At 59.5% G+C, this 24484-nt stretch carries 24 protein-coding genes; 20 read left to right on the top strand and 4 right to left on the bottom strand.

The window, feature by feature from the left end; all coding sequences use genetic code 11:
- Nucleotides 1–144: 144 nt before the first annotated feature.
- Together AC0ZWN_RS12850 and AC0ZWN_RS12845 are read left to right on the top strand one after the other, a co-directional pair.
- A complete protein-coding gene (locus AC0ZWN_RS12850) occupies nt 145–1059 on the top strand; it encodes a LysR family transcriptional regulator (protein ID WP_476335291.1) in 915 nt (304 codons plus the stop codon).
- 170 nt (nt 1060–1229) lie between these two features.
- On the top strand, nt 1230–1691 hold the full coding sequence (locus AC0ZWN_RS12845) for a hypothetical protein (RefSeq protein WP_476335289.1): 462 nt from the start codon (nt 1230–1232) through the stop codon (nt 1689–1691).
- Between the two features lie 16 nt (nt 1692–1707).
- On the opposite strand, the gene AC0ZWN_RS12840 is transcribed toward AC0ZWN_RS12845, so the two are convergent.
- Nucleotides 1708–2952 (bottom strand): MFS transporter, encoded by a 1245-nt coding sequence (locus tag AC0ZWN_RS12840; RefSeq protein WP_476335288.1) that lies wholly within the window; start codon nt 2950–2952, stop codon nt 1708–1710.
- Nucleotides 2953–3182: 230 nt separating this feature from the next.
- Between AC0ZWN_RS12840 and AC0ZWN_RS12835 the strand changes: the two genes are divergently transcribed.
- From AC0ZWN_RS12835 to AC0ZWN_RS12815, 5 genes are all read left to right on the top strand, one after another.
- Nucleotides 3183–4115, top strand: coding sequence for an AraC family transcriptional regulator (locus AC0ZWN_RS12835; protein ID WP_476335287.1), 933 nt, complete (start codon nt 3183–3185; stop codon nt 4113–4115).
- A 77-nt stretch (nt 4116–4192) separates the two neighbouring features.
- A complete protein-coding gene (locus AC0ZWN_RS12830; protein WP_007955170.1) occupies nt 4193–4648 on the top strand; it encodes a (2Fe-2S)-binding protein in 456 nt (151 codons plus the stop codon).
- The gene (locus AC0ZWN_RS12825) at nt 4648–6900 is read left to right on the top strand and encodes a xanthine dehydrogenase family protein molybdopterin-binding subunit (RefSeq protein ID WP_476335286.1); all 2253 of its coding nucleotides are present in this window, start codon (nt 4648–4650) and stop codon (nt 6898–6900) included. The genes AC0ZWN_RS12830 and AC0ZWN_RS12825 overlap by 1 nt, the downstream gene beginning before the upstream one ends.
- Nucleotides 6901–6917: 17 nt before the next feature.
- Nucleotides 6918–8270 (top strand): c-type cytochrome, encoded by a 1353-nt coding sequence (locus tag AC0ZWN_RS12820; protein WP_476335284.1) that lies wholly within the window; start codon nt 6918–6920, stop codon nt 8268–8270.
- A 12-nt stretch (nt 8271–8282) separates the two neighbouring features.
- Nucleotides 8283–9287, top strand: a complete 1005-nt coding sequence (locus AC0ZWN_RS12815; RefSeq protein ID WP_476335282.1) for an XdhC family protein — start codon at nt 8283–8285, stop codon at nt 9285–9287.
- Between the two features lie 9 nt (nt 9288–9296).
- Here the strand turns inward: AC0ZWN_RS12815 and AC0ZWN_RS12810 are convergent, their stop codons facing one another.
- Nucleotides 9297–9884, bottom strand: a complete 588-nt coding sequence (locus tag AC0ZWN_RS12810) for a TetR/AcrR family transcriptional regulator (protein ID WP_476335281.1) — start codon at nt 9882–9884, stop codon at nt 9297–9299.
- A gap of 223 nt (nt 9885–10107) precedes the next feature.
- Here AC0ZWN_RS12810 and AC0ZWN_RS12805 point away from each other — a divergent pair, with 223 nt between their 5' ends.
- From AC0ZWN_RS12805 to AC0ZWN_RS12760, 10 genes are all read left to right on the top strand, one after another.
- On the top strand, nt 10108–10896 hold the full coding sequence (locus tag AC0ZWN_RS12805; RefSeq protein ID WP_476335280.1) for an SDR family NAD(P)-dependent oxidoreductase: 789 nt from the start codon (nt 10108–10110) through the stop codon (nt 10894–10896).
- Between the two features lie 107 nt (nt 10897–11003).
- Complete coding sequence (locus tag AC0ZWN_RS12800; RefSeq protein ID WP_476335356.1) at nt 11004–12002, top strand: NADP-dependent oxidoreductase; 999 nt, start codon at nt 11004–11006, stop codon at nt 12000–12002.
- A gap of 118 nt (nt 12003–12120) precedes the next feature.
- Nucleotides 12121–12933 carry a DUF1206 domain-containing protein gene (locus AC0ZWN_RS12795; RefSeq protein ID WP_476335279.1) on the top strand — a complete coding sequence of 271 codons (813 nt, stop codon included), beginning with the start codon at nt 12121–12123 and terminating at the stop codon, nt 12931–12933.
- A gap of 116 nt (nt 12934–13049) precedes the next feature.
- A complete protein-coding gene (locus tag AC0ZWN_RS12790; RefSeq protein ID WP_476335278.1) occupies nt 13050–13952 on the top strand; it encodes a bestrophin family protein in 903 nt (300 codons plus the stop codon).
- 313 nt (nt 13953–14265) lie between these two features.
- Nucleotides 14266–14823 (top strand): GTP cyclohydrolase I FolE, encoded by a 558-nt coding sequence (gene folE / locus AC0ZWN_RS12785; protein ID WP_476335276.1) that lies wholly within the window; start codon nt 14266–14268, stop codon nt 14821–14823.
- Between the two features lie 81 nt (nt 14824–14904).
- Nucleotides 14905–15447: a DUF3833 domain-containing protein gene (locus AC0ZWN_RS12780; protein ID WP_476335275.1), complete on the top strand. Its 543-nt coding sequence runs from the start codon at nt 14905–14907 to the stop codon at nt 15445–15447.
- Complete coding sequence (locus tag AC0ZWN_RS12775) at nt 15444–16154, top strand: SDR family NAD(P)-dependent oxidoreductase (RefSeq protein ID WP_476335274.1); 711 nt, start codon at nt 15444–15446, stop codon at nt 16152–16154. Before AC0ZWN_RS12780 ends, AC0ZWN_RS12775 begins: the two co-directional genes overlap by 4 nt.
- Before the next feature lie 14 nt (nt 16155–16168).
- Nucleotides 16169–16474, top strand: coding sequence for a DUF6482 family protein (locus AC0ZWN_RS12770; protein WP_034154117.1), 306 nt, complete (start codon nt 16169–16171; stop codon nt 16472–16474).
- Nucleotides 16475–16799: 325 nt separating this feature from the next.
- A complete protein-coding gene (locus AC0ZWN_RS12765) occupies nt 16800–19205 on the top strand; it encodes a glucose/quinate/shikimate family membrane-bound PQQ-dependent dehydrogenase (RefSeq protein WP_476335273.1) in 2406 nt (801 codons plus the stop codon).
- 85 nt (nt 19206–19290) lie between these two features.
- Nucleotides 19291–20589, top strand: coding sequence for a carbohydrate porin (locus tag AC0ZWN_RS12760; protein ID WP_476335272.1), 1299 nt, complete (start codon nt 19291–19293; stop codon nt 20587–20589).
- Nucleotides 20590–20652: 63 nt separating this feature from the next.
- On the opposite strand, the gene AC0ZWN_RS12755 is transcribed toward AC0ZWN_RS12760, so the two are convergent.
- Both AC0ZWN_RS12755 and AC0ZWN_RS12750 read right to left on the bottom strand, forming a co-directional pair.
- Entirely contained in the window at nt 20653–20916 is a 264-nt protein-coding gene (locus AC0ZWN_RS12755; RefSeq protein ID WP_476335271.1) for a hypothetical protein, read from the bottom strand.
- A 166-nt stretch (nt 20917–21082) separates the two neighbouring features.
- Nucleotides 21083–21730 (bottom strand): hydrolase, encoded by a 648-nt coding sequence (locus AC0ZWN_RS12750; protein WP_476335270.1) that lies wholly within the window; start codon nt 21728–21730, stop codon nt 21083–21085.
- A 178-nt stretch (nt 21731–21908) separates the two neighbouring features.
- On the opposite strand from AC0ZWN_RS12750, the gene AC0ZWN_RS12745 reads away from it, so the two are divergent.
- The 3 genes from AC0ZWN_RS12745 to AC0ZWN_RS12735 all read left to right on the top strand — a co-directional run bounded on the left by AC0ZWN_RS12745 (nt 21909) and on the right by AC0ZWN_RS12735 (nt 24466).
- The gene (locus AC0ZWN_RS12745) at nt 21909–22832 is read left to right on the top strand and encodes a LysR family transcriptional regulator (protein ID WP_476335269.1); all 924 of its coding nucleotides are present in this window, start codon (nt 21909–21911) and stop codon (nt 22830–22832) included.
- 38 nt (nt 22833–22870) lie between these two features.
- A complete protein-coding gene (gene alaE / locus AC0ZWN_RS12740; RefSeq protein WP_460090960.1) occupies nt 22871–23332 on the top strand; it encodes an L-alanine exporter AlaE in 462 nt (153 codons plus the stop codon).
- Nucleotides 23333–23524: 192 nt separating this feature from the next.
- A complete protein-coding gene (locus tag AC0ZWN_RS12735; protein WP_476335268.1) occupies nt 23525–24466 on the top strand; it encodes a hypothetical protein in 942 nt (313 codons plus the stop codon).
- Nucleotides 24467–24484 lie beyond the last annotated feature (18 nt).

The following is a 24484-nucleotide window of genomic DNA, read 5'->3' as shown; positions in this document are numbered from 1 at the left end:
GCCTCGAACCAAAGCCGGTTCCGCCTTGGGTGCATTTTTCGCTGTTGAAGGTGCGCAATAAATGCGTGGAAAAAGACATGATTGTTCTATTATTGGATAACAATCATGTTCAACCGTTGATGTCCGGGCTCATAGGAAAGCGTCATGGAATTGCTTCAATCGATGCGACTGTTCGCCAGGCTTGCCGAACTTGGCAGCTTTACCAAAGCTGCCGAATCGCTGGACATCGGGCGACCGCAGGTCACTCGGTATATCCAGGAGCTGGAAACGTCACTGGGCGTGCGCTTGTTCCAGCGCACCACGAGAAAGGTCGCACTCACCGCCGAGGGCGAGAGGTTCTATGAGCGGGTACAGGAAATTCTGGCGGGTATTTCTGCTGCGACCTCAATGTTCGATCGATCAGGAGCAACGCTCACAGGCCGGCTGCGCGTCGATATCCCAAGCGCCTTCGCGCAGATGAAATTCATCAATAGCCTTAAAGAATTCACCGTCTGCTACCCCAGTATCAACATGATTCTGGGCGTGACTGATCGGGCCGTCGACTTGATCGGCGAAGGCGTCGACTGTGCATTGCGCATCGGCGATCTACCGGATTCGAGCTTGATCGCTCGCCCTATCGCGATGGCGACGATGGTGACGTGTGCCGCGCCCGGGTATTTGAAAGAGCATGGCGAACCCAAGACACTCGACGATCTGGCCTCCCATCGAGGCGTTAACTTCTTGTCCGGTCAGAGCAACAGAACATTGCCCTGGCATTTTTCGGTGAAAGGTCAAAATCGGTCCTTTGTGCCTGACGCTGGCATCACCGTCACCGAGTCGAATGCGTACGTTCAGTGTGGCGTGTCGGGCTTCGGAATAATTCAGGCACCCGGGATCGCCGTGGCCAAGCATTTGGAAAGTCGCGGTTTGGTGGAAATTCTAAAGCCTTATCGGCCAGCCCCTCGCCCGGTGTCGTTGCTATACCCGAGCCGGACTCATCTGGCGCCCCAGGTTCAAGCTTTTATTGAGTGGCTGCAAGAGCGATTTCCGCAGCTTCATTCTGACTGGCTGGAACTCTAGCGATCGAGCTGTGTAAACGGTGGTTAAGGGGCGGAACCGGTCCTTCGCGAACGTCGGTTCTTACCCAATTCACATAACACCCTTATGTAACCCGAAAACACGCCGATACCATGCTGCAGCACGGAAGCACCGCAGCAGCACTTACTTCATGGACGGCAGGAGCCCAAACAATGTTGGAACACCTCTGGCGCAACATCCATTCCCCGGACTACTTGCCCAACGTACTGGACTGGATGATCCATATTCTCCTCAGCCCGTTCATGGTGATCATGTGCCTGATGGTCGGGGCGCTGGCCGGCAAATGGTGGAGAGCACTGCCCTACGGCAGTCTGACTTGTTATGTGGTCTTTCTGAGCCGGTCTTCTTTCTATCGCTGGGAAAGCATTTTCCCCCTAGCCGGCCTGCCTGCGCTGGCGATAGATGGCGCACTGCTTGCGCTGCTCGGCTTCTATTTGAAAGGCCTACTCAGAGCCCGCGCAGACGCAAAACCCGAAGGCTATTGGCTGCGCAGGCTTTATCAAGGCCTTAAGGTCGTCATGCTGACAGTCATGGTGTTGTTCTGGGGACTCGTCGTGCTGTTTGTCGTGGTCTTCACTGTCTCGGTCGCGACCCAACCGTCATTGGTGCACTGAGCAGCTTCCTGCGTGATCAGACAAATCGGGACTCAGGAGCGCCGGAAACAGCGCTCGAATGAGCTGTCGGTTCGACAAGATGCACTTCCGTGGCATTGCGCCCCGCCAGCCAGGCCAGCACTGAGGCGACAACCAAGACAGCGGCGCTAAGCTCGAATGTGGCTTTGTAACCACTCAGATCGAAGGCCAGACCTCCAATGATTGCGCCTCCTGCGATCGCCAGTTGAACAATCGCCACGAGCAAGCCACCTCCAGCCTCCGCATCATCCGGCAGCGTTTGCGCCAGCCATGTCCACCAGCCGACCGGCGCGGCGGTAGCCACCAGTCCCCAGAGTCCGAGCAACATGGCGGTCAGCACCGGTGATTTGCCGAAGCTGACCAACGCCAGCGCGATGACCGCCATGATCAGCGGGATGATGGTCAACGTGCGGTAGAGGCCACGCCCCATAAACCTTTCAATCAGAAAGGTGCCGATAAAACCGGCCAGTCCCAACCCCAGCAGCATCAAGGACAAGGTTGAGACACTGACGCCCGTCACGCCTTCAAGAAAGGGACGCAGATAGGTGAACAGCATGAACTGGCCCATGAAAAAGACGCTGACGGCGACCATGCCCAAGGCCACTGGCAATTGCTTCATCAGCCGCAGGACGTTGCCGCTACCGGCCTGGCGCTCGGCCTTGAACGACGGAAGGCTGATCAGCAGCCAGACGGCGGCCAGCACTGCGACCGGAACCACACAGAAGAATGCCCCACGCCAGCCGATCAGCGAACCGAGAAAGCTCCCCGCCGGAGCGGCTATCACCGTGGCCAAGGCGTTACCGCCATTGACGATGGCCAGCGCTCGCGAAACCTGTTCAGGCTTCACCAGACGCATCGCAGTCGCCGCCGACAGAGACCAGAAACCACCAATCGCGATCCCGATCAACGCACGTCCGAACATGAATGACGGGTAACCCGGTGCGACCGCGACGACCGTACCGGAGACGATCATCAGCAAGGTCAGGCCCAGCAGCAGCTTCTTGCGTTCGACGCGAGCGGCGACCGAGGCAATCAGCAGGCTGGTGATCAAGGCAAATGCACCGGACACGGAAATCCCCTGCCCGGCCTGGCCTTCAGTGATGTGCAGATCAGCCGCAATCGGTGTCAGCAGGCTGACGGGCATGAACTCCGAAGCGACCAAAGCGAATGCGGCCAGCGACATGGCCAGCACGGCGCTCCAGCCGCCTGTTCTTTTAGAAGGATCTGTAGAAGGAAACGTCATGGGAACTACCTGTGGTGCAAAAAAACGTGTGGATGTGATGCGCAGGGGCAAGCAGTTAATCGCCCTTGCGGGCACCGCCCCTGTAACAGATAGACACATTCTCCCGGTCAATCCGGCCCTTCCCTAGCGCATTCCTCTTGAATGCTTGCCTGATCCTCTGGCGATGCAGGGTGATGGATAGGAAACGTCTCGCGCGCGGATTAGAGTTCGGTCAACAGGAGTGACCCGACATGATCCCTACCCCTCTTCCCCAGGAATCGCCATTGGCGTTGAACATTGACCCGCGCGTGAGCGCGCCGGGTGACTTCGCCACAGTCATACCCGGGCTGTCGCTGTTTCGTCGCGATCAGCCGGCGCCGCCCGTGGTGTGCATGATTGAACCCAGCCTGATTCTTGTCGGTCGCGGCGAAAAGCGCTTGTGGGTCGGTGGTGAGGGCTACAGCTATGATCCTTCACGGTTTCTGGTGACGTCGCTGGACCTGCCCGCCAACTCCGAAGTGATGCTCGCCAGTCCCCAACAGCCTTGTGTCGGCCTGGTGCTGAAACTGGATGTGAGCATGCTCGCCGAAGTCATCACCAAGAGCGGCTTGCCGGCCAAGCGGCAGCCAGCAACGGGCACGGGCGCCGCGATTGGCAGCCTGTCGCCCGCGCTGGAGGGCGCACTTGATCGCCTGCTGGCATTGCTCGATGAACCCGAGGCGATCCCGGTGCTGGCGCCGCTGATTCTGCGCGAAATCCACTATCGCTTGCTGCACACCGACCAAGGTGCGCGGCTGCGGCAGATCACGGCCGTCGATGGTCAGGGTTATCGCATCGCCAAAGCGATTGACTGGCTCAAGCTCAACTACGCAGATGCCCTGCGCATCGACGATCTGGCCGCGCGGGTGCAGATGAGTGCGCCGACCTTTCACCATCATTTCCGCCAGCTCACCGGCATGAGTCCGCTGCAGTACCAGAAATGGCTGCGGCTCAACGAGGCCCGCCGTCTGATGCTGGTAGAACGCCTGGACGTTTCGCGAGCGGCGTTTGCGGTCGGCTATGAAAGTCCTTCGCAGTTCAGCCGCGAATATGCCCGGCTGTTCGGCACCGCGCCGAGTCGTGACATCGCCCTTTTGCGCGGGCAGCCATTCGAGGCAGAAGCGCTCGGCACAGTCGCGAATTGAACGAACACCGGTGATGCGCCTCGCCGCGCGTCTCCGCTCATAACAATGCACGTCAACCGATGATCAGCGGGTGAATCATGGAACTACGAATCAACCAGAAGACCTATCAGGTCGATGCCGACGCCGATACGCCCTTGCTCTGGGTGATCCGCGATGATCTGGGCATGACCGGGACCAAGTACGGCTGCGGACTGGCGCAATGTGGCGCCTGCTCGGTGCTGGTGGATGGCAACGTCGTGCGCTCGTGCGTCACGCCGGTGGCGGGTGTCGTCGGCCGCGAGGTCACCACGATTGAGGCGATCGAAAGCGATGACGTGGGCAAACGGGTGGTCTCGACCTGGGTCGATCTGCAGGTCGCGCAGTGCGGCTACTGCCAGTCCGGGCAGGTGATGGCCGCCACTGCGCTGCTCAAACAAAACCCTAAACCGAGTGATGCGCAGATCGAGGCAGCGATGGTCAATCTGTGCCGCTGCGGTACTTACAACGCGATTCATGCCGCCGTGCATGAGCTGGCCGGCAAGGGAGAAGCGTGATGAACGTTCGTATCGACCCTTCACAGCAAGCCTCGGTACTGGATCTGCACGAACCGATCAATGTTTCGCGCAGACGTTTTCTCACCGGTACCGCCGTCGGCGCACTGGTCCTCGGCTTCGGCCTGCCGCTGGGTGCGACGCGCGTGCAAGCTGCCGTGGCAACGGCGACGGCTGAGCGCGGCACGCAGGTACCGGCGTTTCTCGAAATCCGCCCGGACAACCGCGTGCGTCTGCTCTGCCCGTTCATGGAGGGCGGGCAAGGTACGTTCACCGCAATGGCGCAGATTGTCGGTGAAGAACTGGATGCCGATCCGTCGACCTTTCTGGTCGAGGCCGCCCCGCCCGGCGAAGCCTATGTGGTGTTGGAAAACGGCATGCGCATCACTGGCGGCAGCATGTCGGTGCGCATGAGTTACCCGGTGATGCGCCGCCTCGGCGCCCTCGCCCGCGCCATGTTATTGCAGGCGGGTGCGCAGCAACTTGGCGTACCAGTGAGCGAGTTGAGCACCGAGCCAGGCAAAGTCGTGCACGCCAAGTCGGGCCGCTCGCTGGCTTACGGTGAACTGGCCGAGCGCGCGATGGATCTGCCGGTTCCCGATCCGGCCTCCGTGAAGCTGCGTGATCCGAGCCAGTTCCGCTGGATCGGCAAACCGGTGAAGCGCCTCGATGCTTACGACAAGTCCACCGGCAAGGCGCTGTACAGCATCGATCTGAAGGTCGACGACATGCTCCATGCCGCCGTGCAACATGCCCCGCGTCTGGGCATGACCGTGGGCAACCTGCGCAACGAAGAGCAGGTCAAGGCGATGAAAGGCGTGCATTCCGTGCATCGTCTGCCGGGTGCCGTGGCGGTAGTCGCCGAGCGCTGGTGGCACGCCAAACGTGCCGTCGAGGCGATTCAGGTCGACTGGCAAGAGCCAACGGCCGACAGCAAAGTGCGGCCGATGCCCGCTGACTTTTCCAGCGATGCCTGGTTCAAGCGTCTCGCTGAAGATAAAGGCCCGGCCAAAGATGATGAACATGAAGGCGACGTGGCTTCGATCCTCAAGGATTCCAAGACCCGGATTGACGCCACTTACCACAACCAATACTTGAACCACGGCCAGTTGGAGCCGCCTTCAGCACTGGCCCGATTCAACCCGGACGGTTCGCTGGAAGTCTGGTTGCCGAATCAGGCGCCGGACATGTTCCGCGCCGACATCGCTAAACGCACTGGCCTTGATCCGTCGCGCATCACCTTGCATTCGCCGCTGCTGGGTGGCTTCTTCGGTCGGCATTTTCTCTACGACTCGGCCAGTCCCTATCCGCAGGCGATTGCGCTGTCCAAGGCAGTTGGCCGTCCGGTCAAACTGATCTGGAGTCGCGAAGAAGAGTTCCTGCGTGACGTGCTCCGTCCCGTTGCCGCGGTGAATTTCCGCGCCGCGCTGGACAGCGACGGCTGGCCGCTGGCAATCGAAGCGATCAGTGCCACCGAAGGCCCGACCGAAGCCCTCGCCGGCAAACAAGGAGAAAAACTCGACCCGACGGCGCTTGAAGGCTTGTCCGGCAAGTCCTACGCGATCCCTAACAAGCGCATCGCGCAGATCTACGTCAAAGGCCCGGCCATGCTCGGTTACTGGCGTTCGGTGGGCAATTCCCTCAATGACTTCTTCTATGAATCGTTCCTCGACGAACTGGCCGACAAGGGCAGCAAAGACCCGTTCGATTTGCGACTGCATCTGTTACGCGACAACAAGCGCTTGACCACTCTGCTGCAAGCGGTGGGTGAGCTATCCGGAGGCTGGAAGCGCGGCCCGTTTACCGCCGAGGATGGCAGCAAACGTGCGCGCGGCGTGGCCATGGCTTCGCCGTTCGGTACCGAGACGGCGGTGATCGCCGAGGTGTCCATCGAGAACGGCCAAGTCAAGGTGCACGATATCTGGCAAGCGATTGACCCGGGCAGCATCGTCAACCCGGCGATTGTCGAAGCGCAGGTCAATGGCGCTGTGGCGCTGGGGCTGTCGCAAACCCTGGTGGAAGAAGCCGTGTGGATTGATGGCAAACCCCGGGCGCGCAATTACGACTTGTACCCGATCCTGCCGCCTGCGCGGATGGCTCGGGTCCATGTGCGTGTGGTCGAGAGCGGGGAAAAAATGGGTGGCATCGGTGAACCGCCGTTGCCTGCGGTCGCGCCCGCCGTCGCTAACGCGGTGGCAAGGCTAACCGGTCAGCGGGTGCGCAGCCTGCCCATGAGCCGACACACCTTCACTTGATCAGCGCCGGAGCGTCCATGAATAACAGCCGATTCGCAAGAACCGCTGGCTGGCTGGCAGTGCCGTGCCTGGTCGCGGCAGGCCTGCTGGCCTGGTATGTCACCCGCGAGCCTGTCTCGCGCCTGGAAACCCATCAGATCGCCGTGGCCGACATCGACCCGGCGCTGGTCGCCCGTGGCGAATACGTCGCCCGACTCAGCGATTGCGTGGCCTGCCACAGCGTGCCAGGGGGCGCGCCATTCGCTGGCGGTCTGGAAATGGCCACGCCGCTGGGCTCAATCCATGCGACCAATATCACCCCGGACACGGAAACCGGCATCGGCCACTACAGCTTGGCGGACTTCGACCGAGCGGTGCGCCACGGCGTGGCGCCCGACAGTCGCCGTCTGTACCCGGCGATGCCCTACCCGTCCTACGCCAAGCTCAGTGATGACGATGTGCGTGCGCTGTATGCGTTCTTCATGAAAGGCGTGGCGCCGGTGAAACAGGCGAACATCCCCAGTGCGATTCCGTTTCCGCTGAACCTGCGCTGGCCGATTGCGCTGTGGAATGGCGTGTTTGTCGACGCCGAACCCTACGTAGCCAAACCGTCGCAGGATGAACAGTGGAACCGTGGCGCTTATCTCGTCCAGGGCGCCGGGCATTGCGGCAGTTGCCACACGCCGCGCGGTTTGGCGTTCAACGAGAAGGCACTGGATGAGGCCGGTAAGCCGTACCTCGCTGGCGCTTTGCTCGATGGCTGGTACGCACCGAGCCTGCGTGATGATCACAACACCGGGCTGGGCCGCTGGAGCGAACCGGAGATCGTGCAGTTCCTCAAGACCGGTCGCAACCAACACGCGGTGGTCTACGGCTCGATGACTGAGGCGTTCAACAACTCCACGCAGTTCATGAGCGATGACGATCTGACCGCGATTGCCCACTACCTGAAGTCGCTTCCCGGGGATCGCGAACGAGATGGCGCGCCGTGGCAGTATCAAGCGGTTTCGGCGGCGGAGCGTCTGGACTCGCCCGGTGCTCATACCTACGTGACGCGCTGTGCTTCCTGCCATGGTCTGGACGGCAAGGGCCAGTCCGAATGGATGCCGCCGCTGGCCGGCGCGACTTCTGCACTGGCCAAGGAAAGCGCCTCGGCGATCAACATCACCCTGAACGGTTCGCAACGCGTGGTGGCGGCCGGCGTGCCGGATGCCTATCGCATGCCGGCCTTCCGTGAACAGCTGTCGGATCAGCAGATCGCCGAAGTGCTGACCTTCATGCGCAGCACCTGGGGCAATCAAAGCACTGCGGTTGATGCGCAGACGGTGGGCAAGCTGCGTGAACACACCGATCCGGCCAGCAGCAGCCCGATCATTCTGCAGATGCGCTAAGAGGAGACACTGATGGAAAGCATCGACTTGCTGGTCCTGCGCACAGCGCGGGACTGGCTTGCCGCTGGCGAGCGTGTGTTGCTCGCCACGGTGGCGCGCACCTGGGGTTCGTCACCGCGTCCGACCGGTTCGATGATGGTTTTGCGTGACGATGGTCGCGTGGTGGGCAGTGTGTCCGGCGGCTGCATCGAGGATGATCTGATCCATCGCTATACCACGGCCCATGGCGGCAGCGCTTTCAGTGGCAGCACGCCAGAAGTGGTGCGTTATGGCGTCAGCGCCGATGAGGCGCATCGCTTTGGCTTGCCGTGCGGTGGCACGCTTGAACTGATCCTTGAGTTCAACCCGGCGTGGCAGTCGCTCGATGAACTGCTGACGCAACTGGACGCCGGGCAACTGGTTCGCCGTCGTCTGGCGTTGGAGTCCGGTGAGGTCATGCTTGAACCGACTGCGACGCCGGAACAGTTCAGCTTCGATGGCGTGCAGATGCTCAACACCTTGGGGCCGGGCTATCGAATGCTGATGATCGGTGCCGGCGCGCTGGCCGAATATCTAGCCACCATGGCTTTGTTCAACGGTTTCAAGGTGGCAGTGTGCGATCCGCGTCCCGAGTACATCGAGACTTGGGCGGTAGACGGTGTGGAGCGCATTGTCGGCATGCCGGACGACGTGGTCCGCGACTTCGCGGTCGATCTGCGCACCTGCATCGTCGCCTTGAGTCATGACCCCAAACTCGACGATCTGGCCTTGCTCGAAGCGCTCCACGGCCCGGCGTTCTACATCGGTGCGATCGGCTCGCGGCGCAACAGCCAGTTGCGCCGCGAACGCCTGATTGAACATTTTGGTGAAACCGAGACGTCGCTTGAACGCCTGCACGGGCCGATCGGCCTGTACATTGGCAGCAAGACACCTGCGGAAATCGCCGTCAGCGTGATGGCCGAGATTCTTGCGGCGAAGAATGGCGCCCAGCTGCCGCAGGCGTTTTCCATCGTCAGGGCCAAAGCGCTCGCTGAATGAGCCGCGCGGCTACTCTGCGACGGCGTTTTCGGTCGGCAACGAAGCGAGCATTTCTGCGCGGCATACCTCAAGAATCTCGTCTGCCAGCGCGGAATCATCCGGGCAGGAACGCGACAGGATAATCGCGCCGACGGCCCGCGACAGCAGGTCAATCATCTTCTTGCGCCCCTCACCCGCCTCGGCATCCGGCCCGCTCGGGTATTTCTCGCCCAAGGTTTGCAGGGTGCGCTCAATGCCCTCGGCAAACGTCGCTTTCACCTCATCCGACTGGCGCGCCGCGTCGCCGCCCAACGCGGCCATGGTGCAACCGTCGCCGCGTCCGTCGCGATGTTCTCTGTTCACATAAACGTTGATGAAGCCCGGAACATCCAGTGCTTGGGCGGCTGTCAGCGATTTGGCCAGACTACACGCCGAGGCTTCGGCCATCAGGTCGGCCTTCGACCCGAAATGTTTGTAGAAACCACCATGGGTAAAACCGGCAGCCGCCATGAGGTCCGCCACGCCGACGCCGTCAAAACCGCGCTCACGGAACAGCTCTGAAGCGGTTTCAACGATGTGCTCTCGATTGGCCTGCGCCTGGGCCTTGGTCACTCTCACGTGCAATACCTCGTGTTTCCGGGGAAATCCTGCGTCCGATGATACATAGATGTTGGCCATAATCAAAACCGTTGACAGTTTAGATTTAGATCATCATCCTAATTGCTCGCAACAACGATCTTCATCAACGGGCACGGAACAACATCAATCGCCGCTGGCTGAATCAAGCATCAGCGCAAGCTAAGCGCGTTCTGTTTCTCACACCCTCAAAGAGAGATAAACCATGAGCACTCGCCCTACTGTTCTGATCACTGGCGCCTCCACCGGCATCGGCGCGGTCTACGCCGAACGCTTTGCGCAACGCGGCCACGACCTGGTACTGGTCGCCCGCGATCAGGCGCGCTTGGATGCACTGGCCGCGCGCTTGCGCAGCGAACACGACGTCGCCGTCGATGTGATCCCGGCGGACCTGACCCAACCGGGCGATCTGAACACCGTTGAAAACCGCCTGCGCGACGATGCCCGCATCGGCGTCCTCGTCAATAACGCCGGTGCGGCGCTGTCTGGCCATTTCGTCGAGCAAAGCACCGACAAAGTGGCGCAACTGGTCGCCCTCAACACCACCGCACTGGTGCGGCTTGCCAGCGCCATCGCTCCACGCCTGGCGAAGGCCGGTGACGGTGCGATCATCAACATCGGTTCGGTGGTGGGCCTCGCACCGGAGTTCGGCATGACGGTCTACGGCGCGACCAAGGCTTTTGTGCTGTTCCTGTCTCAGGGTCTGAGCCTGGAACTGTCGCCTCAGGGCGTCTACGTGCAAGCCGTCCTGCCCGCCGCCACGCGCACGGAAATCTGGGATCGTTCCGGCGTCGACATCAACACTTTGAGCGAAATCATGGAGGTGGGTGATCTGGTGGATGCTGCGCTCGTCGGCTTCGATCGTCGCGAACCAGTGACCATTCCGCCGCTGCACGAAGCAGAGCGCTGGGATGCCCTGCAGGGCGCACGGCTGGGCCTGATCGGGCAAATCCGCCAATCTGAGGTTGCCCAGCGCTACCAGACGCCAGAGTGATCTTCAGCTAGCGAGCATGCTCGGCGGATTCGATGCAGTCAGAAGGCGCTGCATCGAATCCGCAACGCACCGACTACCATCCGTACACCGACAAGAGCCGCACCTCGATGAAAGCATTTTTGATTGATCGCTATGGCAAGCACCCCGGGCGCATCGGCGAAGCGCCTGCCCCCGCAGTGGGTCCTCACGACGTCTTGATCGAGGTCCATGCCAGCAGCGTCAACGTGCTGGATTCGAAGATCAGCACCGGCGAATTCAAGCTGATCCTGCCCTACGCGTTTCCATTGATTCTGGGCAACGATCTGGCAGGCGTGGTGACTGAAGTCGGCACGCAAGTGACACGCTTCAAACCTGGAGACGAGGTGTATGCCCGCCCGCCGGAAACACGAATCGGCACCTTCGCCGAGTTGATCGCCGTGAACGAAAACGCGATTGCCCTGAAACCGGCCAATACCAGCATGGCACAGGCGGCTTCCCTGCCCCTGGTGGCACTGACTGCCTGGCAAGTGCTGGTCGACACCGCCCAGCTGAAAAAAGGCCAGAAAGTGCTGATTCACGCCGGTTCCGGCGGCGTCGGCACCGTCGCCATTCAGCTTGCCAAACACCTCGGTGCCTTTGTCGCCACAACCACCAGCACCGCGAATGTCGAATGGGTCAAGGCGCTAGGGGCTGACGTGGTCATCGACTACAAACAGCAGAACTTCGACAGTGTCCTGCACGACTACGACGTGGTGTTGAACAGCCTCGGCGCCGATGTCCTGGAGAAATCACTCAAGGTGCTCAAGCCCGGTGGTCAGCTGATTTCCATCTCTGGGCCACCCACCGCGCAATTCGCACAGGAGCAAGGTTTGTCCTGGCCCTTGCAGCAGGTCATTCGCTTGCTGAGCTTCGCTATTCGGCGCAAGGCAGGCAAGCGTGACGTCAATTACGCGTTCGTGTTCATGCGCGCCAACGGCGCCCAACTGCAACAAATCAGCTCGCTGGTTGAGGCAGGCATCATCAACCCGGTGATTGATCGAGCGTTCCCCTTTGAATCAACGGCCGAGGCGTTGAATTACGTCGAGCAGGGACGCGCGAAGGGCAAGGTCGTTGTTTTGATCAAGTGAAGATTCCGGCTATTGCTGAATTATCCGTAGAAACCAGCTCACTGCGTTCTTCGACAGGTCATAGAACCCCTCCCGGCAAGAAGGGTCTGCTCTCTTATAACCTCTCAGGAATACCCCCATGTCCGCGCAACGCAACCTCGTCCTCCTCGCTCGGGGAGGCTATGCCGCCCGAGGAATGCTTTATCTGATCATCGGTATCTTTGCGTTGCTGGCAGCCCAGGATTCGACTAAACCGAAGGACAGCCACAAGAGTCTGGAAGCCTTGCTGGCTCAGCCATTCGGCTATTTTCTGGTTGGACTTGTCGTGGCGGGACTGCTCGCCTTTGCCGCCTGGCGTGTCCTGCAGGCGACGCGAGATGTCGATCATCACGGCACAAAACTCAAAGGTCTGGTGATTCGCACAGGGCTGTTTGTGGGCGGTCTGGTCAACGGTGCTCTGGCGTTCTTTGCATTGGGCCTGCTCATCAGCGGGATTAAAAGCTCGGGCGATTCTGCAGGACAAACCCAAGACTGGCTGGCGCATCTTCTGTCCTGGGAACATTCGAACTGGCTGGTGTACCTGATCGCCCTCGTTCCGCTCGGTGTAGGCATTGCTCACATCATCAAGGGCTGGAAAGCGTCGTTCGAGAAATATTTCGAGGCCGACGAAGAGGTCATGCGCTACGTCCGCCCGGTCTCGCGGTTTGGTCTGATCGCGCGCGGCGTCGTGTTTATCGAGATCGCATTGCTCCTGGCAATCAGCGGCTCTACCTATCAGGCCATGGATCCCCCGGGTATGAAGGAAGCGCTCGATGCGCTGCAGAATCTACCCGCTGGCTGGCTGATCTTGATGGTAATAGCCTTGGGGCTGATGGCGTTCTCGGTCTACAGTCTGTCGGAAGCTTGCTGGCGCAAGATCAATATGGATGTGCCAGGCGTATCGAGCACATAGCGTCTAACGTCTTTGGCGATGATCACCCGGGCGCTGCATCGGTGAGCGAACCTTTCCCCCGAAAACAACGTCCGAGCTAAAGCGTTAACGCTTACCGCTCGCCACGAGGTTTCCGTTTGAAAGCTGCCATCGTCAGAAAATACCGATTGATCATCAAAACGCTGGGCTACGTCGGCTGGGCCTTGTTCTGGCTGTTGCTCTGGGACATCGCTGTCACTGTCGACTTCATGTTGTTTCTCAACACCAAGCTGAATTTACCCCTCATGCCCCTGACTCTATTGGGTTCGGCGTTGATTGTGTTGATCAGTTTCCGCAACAGCAGCGCCTACAACCGCTGGTGGGAAGCACGGACGCTGTGGGGGGCGATGATCAACAACTCGCGCAGTTTCGCCCGGCAGGTGCTGACGTTGCTGGATGACGCTGACAACGAGGTCAATCCGGTCAAGTCGACTCTACTACGCCGCCACGTCGCCTATGTGAATTGCCTCGCAGCGCATCTGCAAGGCCAGCCTTGCCCTGAGGAAGTCCGCGCGTTTATTCCCGCCGAGGAGTTCGCCCGCAGCGGCACCACCAATAACTTTGCCAACGATATCCTCACCGGCTCGGCGACTTTGCTGGCTCGGGAATACAAGGCCGGGCGCCTCGACAGCATTCGCCTGGCGCGGCTGGAATCGACGCTGGTGGACTTGTCCAACAGCCAGGGTGGCATGGAGCGGATTGCCAATACGCCGCTGCCCTACCCTTATGTGTATTTTCCGCGGCTGTTTATTTCGCTGTTCTGCCTGATCGTACCGATCGGACTAGTGGAATCCCTGGGCTGGTTCACGCCGCTGGCGTCGACCGTGGTGGGCTTTATGCTGCTGGCCATCGAGCGCATCGGCACCGATCTGCAAAGCCCGTTTCGCCACAGCGAGCATCAGATTCAGATGGAAGCGCTGTGCGAAACCATCGAGAAGAACCTGCAGTCGATGCAGCGTGACTCCCTGGGTGACGTGCGCAGGCTTGCAGAGAACGCTTGAGGTGCAGCAATCGGGAACCGTCAGGATGTCTGACGGTTTCCAAATCAATCAGAACGCCGCACAACATCGCTTGTTATCGCGCCGCGCTCCTGCTTCTGCCGTAGCGCTCACTGTCATCCCCCCTTCCCGCTCCTCGCGCCACCTCACATTTTGCGATGTGAGGTTTTCGCATCTGCATAAAAAAGATTGCCGATTCATTGTCAGGTGATTTTTTTCAGCCTATCTTCAATAAAACCTATACAAAGCACTTCATTGCGTACAACTCTTTCGCTATGGATTGGCCCCACGCACAGCACTGCCGCGAGCACCTTGAATGAACCCACTATTAGCCAGCCATTACCGTGAAATTCTTGTCGGCGTCGGTGAAAACCCCGAGCGCGAAGGACTGTTGGACACACCTCAGCGCGCCGCCAAAGCGATGCAGTACCTGTGCAATGGCTACACGATGAGCCTGGAAGACGTCACCAACGGTGCTCTGTTCGAGTCGCAGAGCGATGAAATGGTGATCGTCAGCGACATCGAGCTGTATTCCTTGTGCGAGCACCACATGCTGCCCTTTATCGGCAAGGCACATGTCGCGTACATCCCCACCGGCCGGGTACTGGGGCTGTCGAAGGTCGCGCGGGTGGTAGACATGTTCGCGCGGCGCCTGCAGATCCAGGAAAACCTCACGCGGCAGATTGCCGACGCCATTCAGCAAATCACCGATGCCGCCGGTGTCGCGGTGGTCATTGAAGCCCGGCACATGTGCATGATGATGCGCGGCGTTGAGAAGCAGAATTCGGTCATGACCTCCTCCGTGATGCTGGGTGCTTTCCGGGACAGTTCGACGACACGGCAGGAATTCCTGCAACTGATCAGGCGGCAATAAAGCTATACAGAGGACAGTCACTGTACAAGCCGACAGTTCGAATCTCATTCTCTTCACTCGTGCGTTTCAGGGAGTTAGGCAATGACCCGATTTCTGTTGTTACTGACACTGGCACTCAGCGTCGCAAGCTGCGGCAGCGTGGATGTTGCCCGTTATGCCGACCAACAACCGGCCTTGGACCTGCAGCGTTTTTTCAGCCAGCCCGTCAAAGCCTGGGGAATGTTTCAGAAGCGCAGCGGTGAAGTGGCCAAGCGTTTTGAGGTCAACATCGTCAGCCGGCGTGAGGGTAACAACCTGATTCTCGACGAGCGCTTCCTGTACAGCGACGGCACCCGCCAACGTCGCGTCTGGACTCTCACGCCCGAAGGCCAGGGGCGTTGGAGCGGTCGCGCGGCTGACGTAGTGGGTGTCGCCGAGGGCCAGGTCGCGGGCAATACGCTGCACTGGCGTTATCGCCTGAACCTGCCGGTCGATGACTCGACTTACGAAATGAGCATGGACGACTGGATGTACTTGATGGACGAGGACACGTTGATCAACCGCACCAGCATGTCCAAGTTCGGTGTAGAGGTCGGCCAAGTGACACTGTTCTTCCGTCGCCAAGGCGCGGGAGTCAGCGAGTGAACCGCGCATTGACCCTGGCCTCGTTCGGCGATGGTTACCGCGCGCTGGTGATCGGCGCCAGTGGCGCCCTCGGTACAGCCTTTTGCCAACTGCTGAAACAGGATCCGCGCTGTGCCGACGTTCGCGCGCTGGGGCGCCGTACCCTCCCCGCGCTCGACCTTGAACGACCTGAAACGATTGCCAGCGCCGCCGCCGAACTGGCAGGCGAAGCGCCGTATCAACTGATCATCCACGCGGCCGGTCTGCTCCATCGCGACGGGATCAAGCCGGAAAAAAGCTTCAGCGCGATCGAGCCGGAGGCGCTGCAAACCGTGTTTCAAGTGAACACGCTGGGTCCGGCATTGGTGTTGCGTCATTTCCTGCCACTGCTCGATCCTCGGGGAGCAATGGCGATGCTTTCGGCCAAGGTCGGAAGCATTGGCGACAACCGATTGGGCGGCTGGTACGCCTACCGCGCTTCCAAGGCTGCGCTGAACATGCTGATCAAGACCGCCGCCATCGAACTGGCACGCACGCGCCCGCAGAGTCGCTTGCTCAGTCTGCACCCGGGCACGGTGGTGTCGGGGTTGTCGCAACCTTTTCGCGGCGCCTCCAGCGCCCGCCCGGCAGACGTTGCCGCTGAACAGTTACTGACCTTGATAGACCAGTTGACGCCGGCCGACAGCGGCCATTTCTTTGCCTACGATGGAGAACGCCTACCCTGGTAGGCAAGGAGTGAAGCATGAACCTGCAAGCCCTCACCGAACGTGCGGCCAACAGTGAAATACGTGAACTGGAGCTGCTGTCGCTCGAAGGTGGTTTTTATCTGGCGCGGATCCGCCTGGATCACGGCCAGTTCACCCTGCTGGATGACGCGGCCAAGCCGATGCACCTGCGCTCGATCACCCACCTGCGGGACTTGCTACAGACCGTGCCGGCCTTTCCCTGCGTACTGGTGCAGCAATGCGTGCACGACGAAATGTGCGGGCGCGATTCAGGGCCTGTCGAAGAGCTGCGCATTCCGTTTTCGCTGACTACGCCCGTATGAGTCGAACCACGCACATCAACGGGTAATGAGCGGGGCCGCCCCATTTGTCGCGTACCCGCTAAGCTGGTTTTACGGCCGTGCGTCAGTTGAACGTTGTTGGCTGACTGAAAACAGCAAAATATAAATGCTGTCATAACCATGATTTTTTCTGACAAAACGGCGTCTTTTGCAGGTTTTCAAAAGCTCTGCTGAAGCCTGTTAGAGCGCCATTTGCGGCCCAAGCGGGTTATCAAAAATCCAACAACGCTTTATTACTGAATTAGTGATTTAACTAGGTAGTTACCTAACTATATAATGCCCTCCTCATTTCAACGGGACATTCAACGTGAAGCAGAGTCAACGCCTCTCGGGCATATCAAAATTCATTCTGGTCGGGCTGGGCGTCGTCATCGCCCTGCTCGGCTTGGCGCTGGCTGCGGGCGGCGTGAAGTTGGTCAGCCTGGGAGGCTCGTGGTACTTCCTGGTGGGTGGCTTGGTCATGACCGTCTCCGGTCTGCTGATCGCGCGCTACAAGCCAGCCGGTGCGTGGTTGTTTGCCGCGTTCCTGGTCGGAACAGCGATCTGGGCGGTGAGCGATGCCGGGCTGGTGTTCTGGCCGGTGTTCTCGCGCCTGTTCATGTTCAGTGTGATCGGCCTGGTCGTGGCGCTGGTCTATCCGCTGCTCAAACGTGCCAACGGTGGCGTTGCGGGTCGCGGCGCTTACGCTGTGGCTGCGGTGCTGGCGGTCGGCGTGGTTGTGGCGGCTGGCAACATGTTCGTCGCGCACCCGACCGTTGCCGCCACCGGCACTGGCCCGGGCCTGACCCCGGTCGAGCCGGACAAGGCGCAAAAGGACTGGGCGCACTACGGTAATACCGAAGGTGGCAGCCGCTTCGCCGCGCTGGACCAGATCAACCGCAACAACGTCGACAAGCTGAAAGTCGCGTGGACCTACCACACCGGTGACGTCGCCGAGAGCGATGGCAATGGCGCTGAAGACCAACTCACCCCGCTGCAGGTTGGCAACAAGGTGTTCATCTGCACCCCGCACAACAACCTGATCGCCCTTGATGCCGACACCGGTAAAGAGCTGTGGAAGAACGCGATCAACGCCCAGTCGAAAGTCTGGCAGCGTTGCCGTGGCATGGCCTATTTCGACGCCAGCGCTGCCATTGCTCAGCCAGCCAATTCGAAAATCATCGAAGCCAAACCGGCGCCGGCCGCCAACTGCCAGCGCCGTCTGCTGACCAACACCATTGATGCCCGTCTGATCGCGGTCGATGCGGACACCGGCGAGTTCTGCCAGGGTTTCGGCAACAACGGTCAGGTCGATCTGAAGGCCGGTTTGGGTAACGTGCCGGACAGCTACTATCAGTTGTCCTCCGCGCCGCTGATGGCCGGCACCACCGTGGTGGTTGGCGGTCGCGTGGCTGACAACGTGCAGACCGACATGCCCGGCGGCGTGATCCGTGGTTTTGATGTGATGACTGGTGCCATGCGCTGGGCCTTCGACCCGGGCAACCCGCAGGATAAAAAAGCGCCGGCAGACGGCAGCACCTATGTGCGCAGCACGCCGAACAGCTGGGCACCGATGTCCTACGACCCGGCGACCAACACCGTGTTCCTGCCAATGGGCAGTTCGTCCACCGACATCTATGGTGTCGAGCGCAGCAAGCTCGATCACACCTACGGCGCTTCGATCCTGGCGCTGGACGCCACCAGCGGTGAAGAGCGCTGGGTGTTCCAGACCGTGCACAACGATCTGTGGGACTTCGACCTGCCGATGCAGCCGAGCCTGATCGACTTCACCAAGGACGGCAAAACCGTACCGGCCGTGGTCATCGGCACCAAGGCCGGGCAGATCTACGTGCTCGACCGCGCCACCGGCAAACCGCTGACCGACGTTAAAGAAGTACCGGTGAAAGCGGCGAACATCCCGAACGAACCGTACTCGCCAACCCAGCCGAAATCGCTGGGCATGCCGCAGATCGGCGCACAGCACCTGACTGAATCGGACATGTGGGGCGCGACCCCTTACGACCAGTTGCTCTGCCGCATCGACTTCAAAGGCATGCGTTACGACGGCCTGTACACCGCGCCGGGCACCGATAAATCGCTGAGTTTCCCGGGTTCGCTGGGCGGCATGAACTGGGGCAGCATCTCTACTGACCCGGTACACGGTTTCATCTTCGTCAACGACATGCGTCTGGGCCTGTGGATCCAGATGATCCCGTCGCAGAACCAGGGCAAGGCCGCTGGCGGTGGCGAAGCGCTGAACACCGGCATGGGCGCCGTGCCGCTGAAAGGCACACCGTACGCCGTGAACAAAAACCGCTTCCTGTCGGTAGCCGGCATTCCGTGCCAGGCACCACCGTTCGGCACGCTGACTGCGATCGACATGAAAACCCAGAAAGTCGCCTGGCAGGTTCCGGTCGGTACCGTTGAAGACACCGGTCCACTGGGCATCCGCATGCACCTGCCGATCAAGATTGGTCTGCCTACGCTCGGCGGCACCCTGTCGACCCAGGGTGGCCTGATCTTTATCGCCGGCACCCAGGACTTCTACCTGCGCGCGTTCAACAGCGGCAACGGTGAAGAAGTCTGGAAAGCACGTCTGCCAGTCGGCAGCCAAGGTGGCCCGATGACCTATGTTTCGCCGAAAACCGGCAAGCAATACATCGTCATCACCGCCGGTGGCGCGCGTCAGTCGACCGATCGCGGCGACTACGTGATGGCTTACGCCCTGCCGTAAACCACGGTGTTCACGTAAAGCGCGGCACCTTCGGGTGCCGCGCTGCTTTCCCCCTATTGCTCATGTTTTTTGCAGGAAGATTTACATGCTATCGGCTGTTGGTTTTTCCCGTTCCGACCTGTTCAAAGGCCTGTTGCTGGGCCTGACGTGCACCACCGCTCTCCCCGCGCTGGCCGACATCGATTCCGATTTGTTGACCCGCAGTACCCTCACTGGTGACTGGGGTGGCTTGCGTCACCAGATGGATGAACAGGGCATCAAGTTCACTGGCGACTACAGCGGCGAAATGGCTTACAACGCCGATGGTGGTTTGCATCGCTCGGCGCGTTACTCGCAGAACATCAAGCTCGGCGTGCAGTTCGACCTGAGCAAACTGTACGGCGTCGACAATGCCGGCAAGGTCCAGCTGACCATCAACGACCGCCGCGGCAACAGTGCCTCGGAAGACCTCGTCGGCAACCGTCTGCCGATTCAGGAAAACTACGGTGGCCTGTATACGCGACTGACCGAACTGAGTTACGAGCGCAGCCTGTTTACCCCGGCGCTCAACGTGAAGCTCGGTTACATGGCCATGGGTAATGACCTCGGCGGCCTCGACAGCGGCATTCTGTGCAACTTCATGAACGCCGGTTTCTGCGGTCATCCGCTGAACATGTCTGGCGGTAGCGGCTGGACCAACTACCCCAATGCGCGCCTCGGTGTGCGGGTGAAATACGACTTGTCGTCTTCCTGGCAACTGCGCGTGGCCGCGTTCAACGTCGACCCCGAGAGCAACGGCAACTCCAGCCGCGCCTGGCACCTTGATCCGAAACACACCACCGGCACCGTGGTACCGATCGAACTGGTTTACAAACACGCGGGCGCCCTGCCCGGCGAATACAAGCTCGGCTACTACTACGACAGCTCCGACGTAAAACGCATCGGCAGCGACAAAGAAGTGTCCGGTCGCGGCGGTCATTATCTGCTGATCGACCAGGCCGTCTGGAGTTCGTCGACGTCCGAAGGCCGCAGCTTGCACGCGTTCGGCCAATACTCGGCGGCCAGCGAAGCGGCGTCACCGTTCAGCAAGTGGTACGGCACCGGCGTGGTGCTGTACAAACCGTTCGAAGGTCGCCCGCGAGACACCGTCGCGCTGGGTTATGGTCGCGCCGTGCCGAACCCGCGTAGCCGTGACGTCCTGCAAGACGCCGCATTGAACAACGGCACGGCGTTGCCGAACCTGGACAGCGCCGAGCAACTGATCGAACTCGGCTACGGCTATCAGGCCACGCCCTGGCTGACGCTGCGTCCAAATATGCAGTACATCATTGAGCCGGGCGCGTTTTCCGGACAGGACATCGACAATGCGCTGGTGATTGGCTTGCAGGTCAAAGCGGCGCTCTGATCTCCAAATAGCAGACAATAAAAAACCCGGCTCGAATTGCCGGGTTTTTTATTGCCTTCAAGATCACTTTTTCTTTTTGGCCGGCTTATCAGCCTTCTTTGAATCCTTGGCCTTCTCAGGCTTGCTGTCGGCTTTTTTCGCCGACTTCTTCGGCTCGGCGTCTTTTTTCTTGTCTTTCTTGTCCCTGTCGGAGGACTTCGAAAGCGCCGAGGCTGCCGCTGATTTCTTCTCGGGTGATGACTTTTTGTCTTTCAAGTCCTTGCTGGCTTTCGAAGCGTCACCTTTTTTGTCTTTGCTTTTCTTTTCGTCTTTAGCCACGTTGACCACCTCTCGGAGTGTGCCGTTATTGACACATCGCCTGTGCGATTGACCACAAGCTAATCATTAGGCGAGCAGGTTCCGAGGCCGTTCAGATTATTTTCAGGCGTTGAAACAGGCCAAATGAAGGCAGCGCCGAATGCCGCCAGCGCCACCTTCAACAACCGCCGGTTGATCAGGCCTTGTTGCCCGCCTCCTGGAGCGCCTTTTCAGCATTGAAACCGTCGAAGTTTTCGAACACGCCCATAAAGCCTGGCACGGTCACCTCGCGCGCCCAGTCGCGCTGCAGTTCGCAGTACATCTGCACCCGGCTGATGAGCTTCGCCCCCGCCTGTTCCATTCGGCGCAACGCCGCCTCGTGTGCGGCGAGCGATGTGCCGCCCACCGCATCGATCGGCACATAAACCTCATAGCCTTCCTGGATCGCGTCGAGCACCGGGAAGGTCAGGCAGGCTTCGGTCCACAGCGCAGTCATGATCAGTTTCTTGCGCCCCAGCGCTTTGACCGCCTGCTTGAATTCAGTGTCCTCCCAGCTGTTGATCGACGTGCGGTCATAGGTCGGCAGATGGCCGAGCACCGCTTGCAACTCTTGAATCGGCGGCTTGTTGCGGCCGGTCGCGACATTGACGGTCGAGTGGATGATCGGCAGGTCGTAGTTGACCGCCGCCTTCGCAACGCTGGTGATATTGAAGACCAGTTCATCCCGTGACATCGAGCGGATCGAAGACACCTGAACCGGTTGATAGTCGATGATGATCAACGCTGAATTGTCGGGCGTCAGGAGTTGATCGGTGTGCGGGTTACGGATGGGTTCGCTTGCCATTTGCAGGTCCTTTTGTATGGGTAACGCACGTCGGTAAAACGGCCGGAGCCCGTGCGGCTAATGGTTCCAGAATGCACGCGAGTGACGCCGTGCCTGGAAAACCCATTGTGCTGTTCCCCTATTCGCAGCAGTAGTAGCATCCCGAGGCGAACTGTGTCGCGCCAAGGGGAACGCGAAAATGGATATCGAAGAACTGCAAACCTTCGTCGAAGTGGCCGATGCCGGGGGCATTTCACAGGCAGCGCTGCGGCTCGGGGTTTCGAAATCAATCGTCAGCCGCCGTCTGGCGCGGCTTGAAGCGGAACTCGGCGTGCAATTGCTGGCACGCTCCACGCGCGGGGCTTCACTCACCGAAGCCGGCGCGACATTTCGCGATTACGCCGCCCGAGTGTGCAGCGAAATTGACATCGCCAAGGAAACCATCCTGCCCGCCGGCGCCCTGCGCGGTCGTTTGCGCGTGGCGGTGCCGTTGTCGTTCGGGCCAACGCACTTCGCCCCGGTGCTGGCGGAAATGGCTCGCCGTCATCCTCAATTGCACATGCAGACCTGCTACAGCGATCGCTTCGTTGACCTGATTACCGAGGGCTATGATTGCGCCATTCGCGTGGGTTACCTGCAGGACTCCAACTTGATCGCGAGGCGTATCGGCCCGGTCTACACCAAGCTCGTCGCAAGCCCCGAATACATCAAAGCGCACGGCGCCCCGGAAACCCCGGACGAACTGCACGCCCATCAGGCGCTCATGCAAGGCACCGAAGCCTGGCAATTCATGGCGGCTGACAAGGTCATCACGGTTCGCCCGCAAGGACGCTTCAAGGCTGACAACGGCACGGCCCTCGCTGCAGCCGCGGCTGCCGGCCTCGGCGTCGCCTACCTGCCCGATTGTCTCACCCACGAACACATTGCCTCGGGTGCACTCGTGCCGATCATGACCAACCATCCACCGCCCCCGGCCGGTGCCTACCTCCTCCGCGCGCCGGGCCCGCATCCCGCGCGCAAGATACGCGTGCTCACGGATCTGCTGATCGAGTACTTCGGCGAATCTCCGCACCTCGCCGTGCAGCCGCTGTCACAGCCCGATGAAATGTCGGCGTCCAGCTGAGGAAAGTTCGGTCCTGAAGCCATGAAAGGAGAAGTGAGGTGCCGCAACGCCTGCAACAGTCAACGCGTCGGACTGCATTTATCGCAGACACCACAGCGCTGATCCTGTTTTTCACCATCACCGGCATCCTCAATGAACGTTTCATTGCCGGCATGACGTGGGATCAGGTTCTGCACGCGCGCCTGCTGGGCGCGGTGCTGATGATTCCGGTCGCGCGACCTTACGGTATCTGGCGCGATTGGGTGATGACGCGTGCCAGTCAGGGTCGGGTGTCGAGGTTGTTATGGGACAGCATCGCCCTGGTCAGTTTTCAGGTGCCGATCTATGCCGCGATCATTGGCTTCAGTGGTGCATCGGGCGAAGGTCTGGTGCGCGGCACACTGGGTGCGGCCGTGATGATGCTGGCTCTGGGGCGACCCTATGGGGCGTTTCTTAATCGGGTGCGGAAGCTGTTTGGTTTGCCGCCGGGTGGGGACAAGCCGATGTCGTTGAAGGGTTGACTCAGTATTATCGGCTAATAAAGCAGTCACAACCCTCCTGAATCCAGAGGTGAATTTGCTGGCCTAATGCCGCGCCAAAGTGTTAGGTTCGGGCCATCCTATCTTGCACTCAGCAGGAATGAAGCGGTTAGGTTGATTAACAACGCTGCTAGGGAGCAACTAACCAGATCACGAGAAAATCAGAGGCTTCAAATGTCGATGTTAGAAATGGATAGCGGACTTGCGCCAGATGAAGACTTGGCTCATATAGTTTTTTTATTGCGCAACATCAGCAGCAAAGATCTTAAAAAAAGAATCGAAAAATTTAATGATGACTATAAACATTTAGCGCCCGAAGAAATCTACGGCCGAATTAAAGATGTCATTATGATTTCAATTGGATCTACGAGGGCAGGTACATTCGCTGCCCAAGAGAAACAATACTTTCCCGGTGGTATTTTTTATCGCGCACGGATCTGGGACGCCGAATTTAAAGATCTTCCGAAGTCAGAGTTTTGGGCAGCCCCCGACAACTGCGTTAAATACCATGGTCGCGTCAATCGACCATCTCAAGGATTGCTCTATACTTCAGAAGGGCAAATACCTACAACCTTTGCAGAGATTAGAGTCAAACCGGAGTCCAAAGTGCTCTTGATGGCCTATCAAGCGAAAGAAATGCTGACTGTAGCTACGGTAGGCAATAAGTTCTATACCAACCTGCCGTCGGACACCAAGAAAAAACTTTCCATCATTCGGAAGTTCATCAACCAAAACCTGCTGGCTGCAGGAGAAGGTGCGTACCTGTTCAGCAGCGAGTTTACCAATTCAATATTAAATTTTAGTCCTGATGGTTGGGCATACCCATCTACGCTTTATCAAGGCGGTGAGAACGTATGCTTCCGTCCCGAGTCCCAACACAAGCTTGAGTTGCTCGAAATTTTTGCTTTCGACGGTAAAGAACGCGGATTAAAGATGCCGATAGGGTATTTCCTACTGCAAGAAGATGGCACATATAAATATAACGCAGACGTTGAGACAGCCGTTACACGACTCGCTAACTTTATGAAAAAGCATCGACGAGTTCATATGTCGAATGACCGTTCTACCGTGGAGCAAAAGACTTCCATAAACACAACAACTAGGTTAATCCCCTAACCCTCCCAACTTTATGAA

This window comes from Pseudomonas sp. 3B-A001-10F (assembly GCF_056313565.1).
The sequence above is the reverse complement of the archived record's forward strand: the minus strand, read 5'-3'. Positions and strand labels throughout refer to the sequence as shown.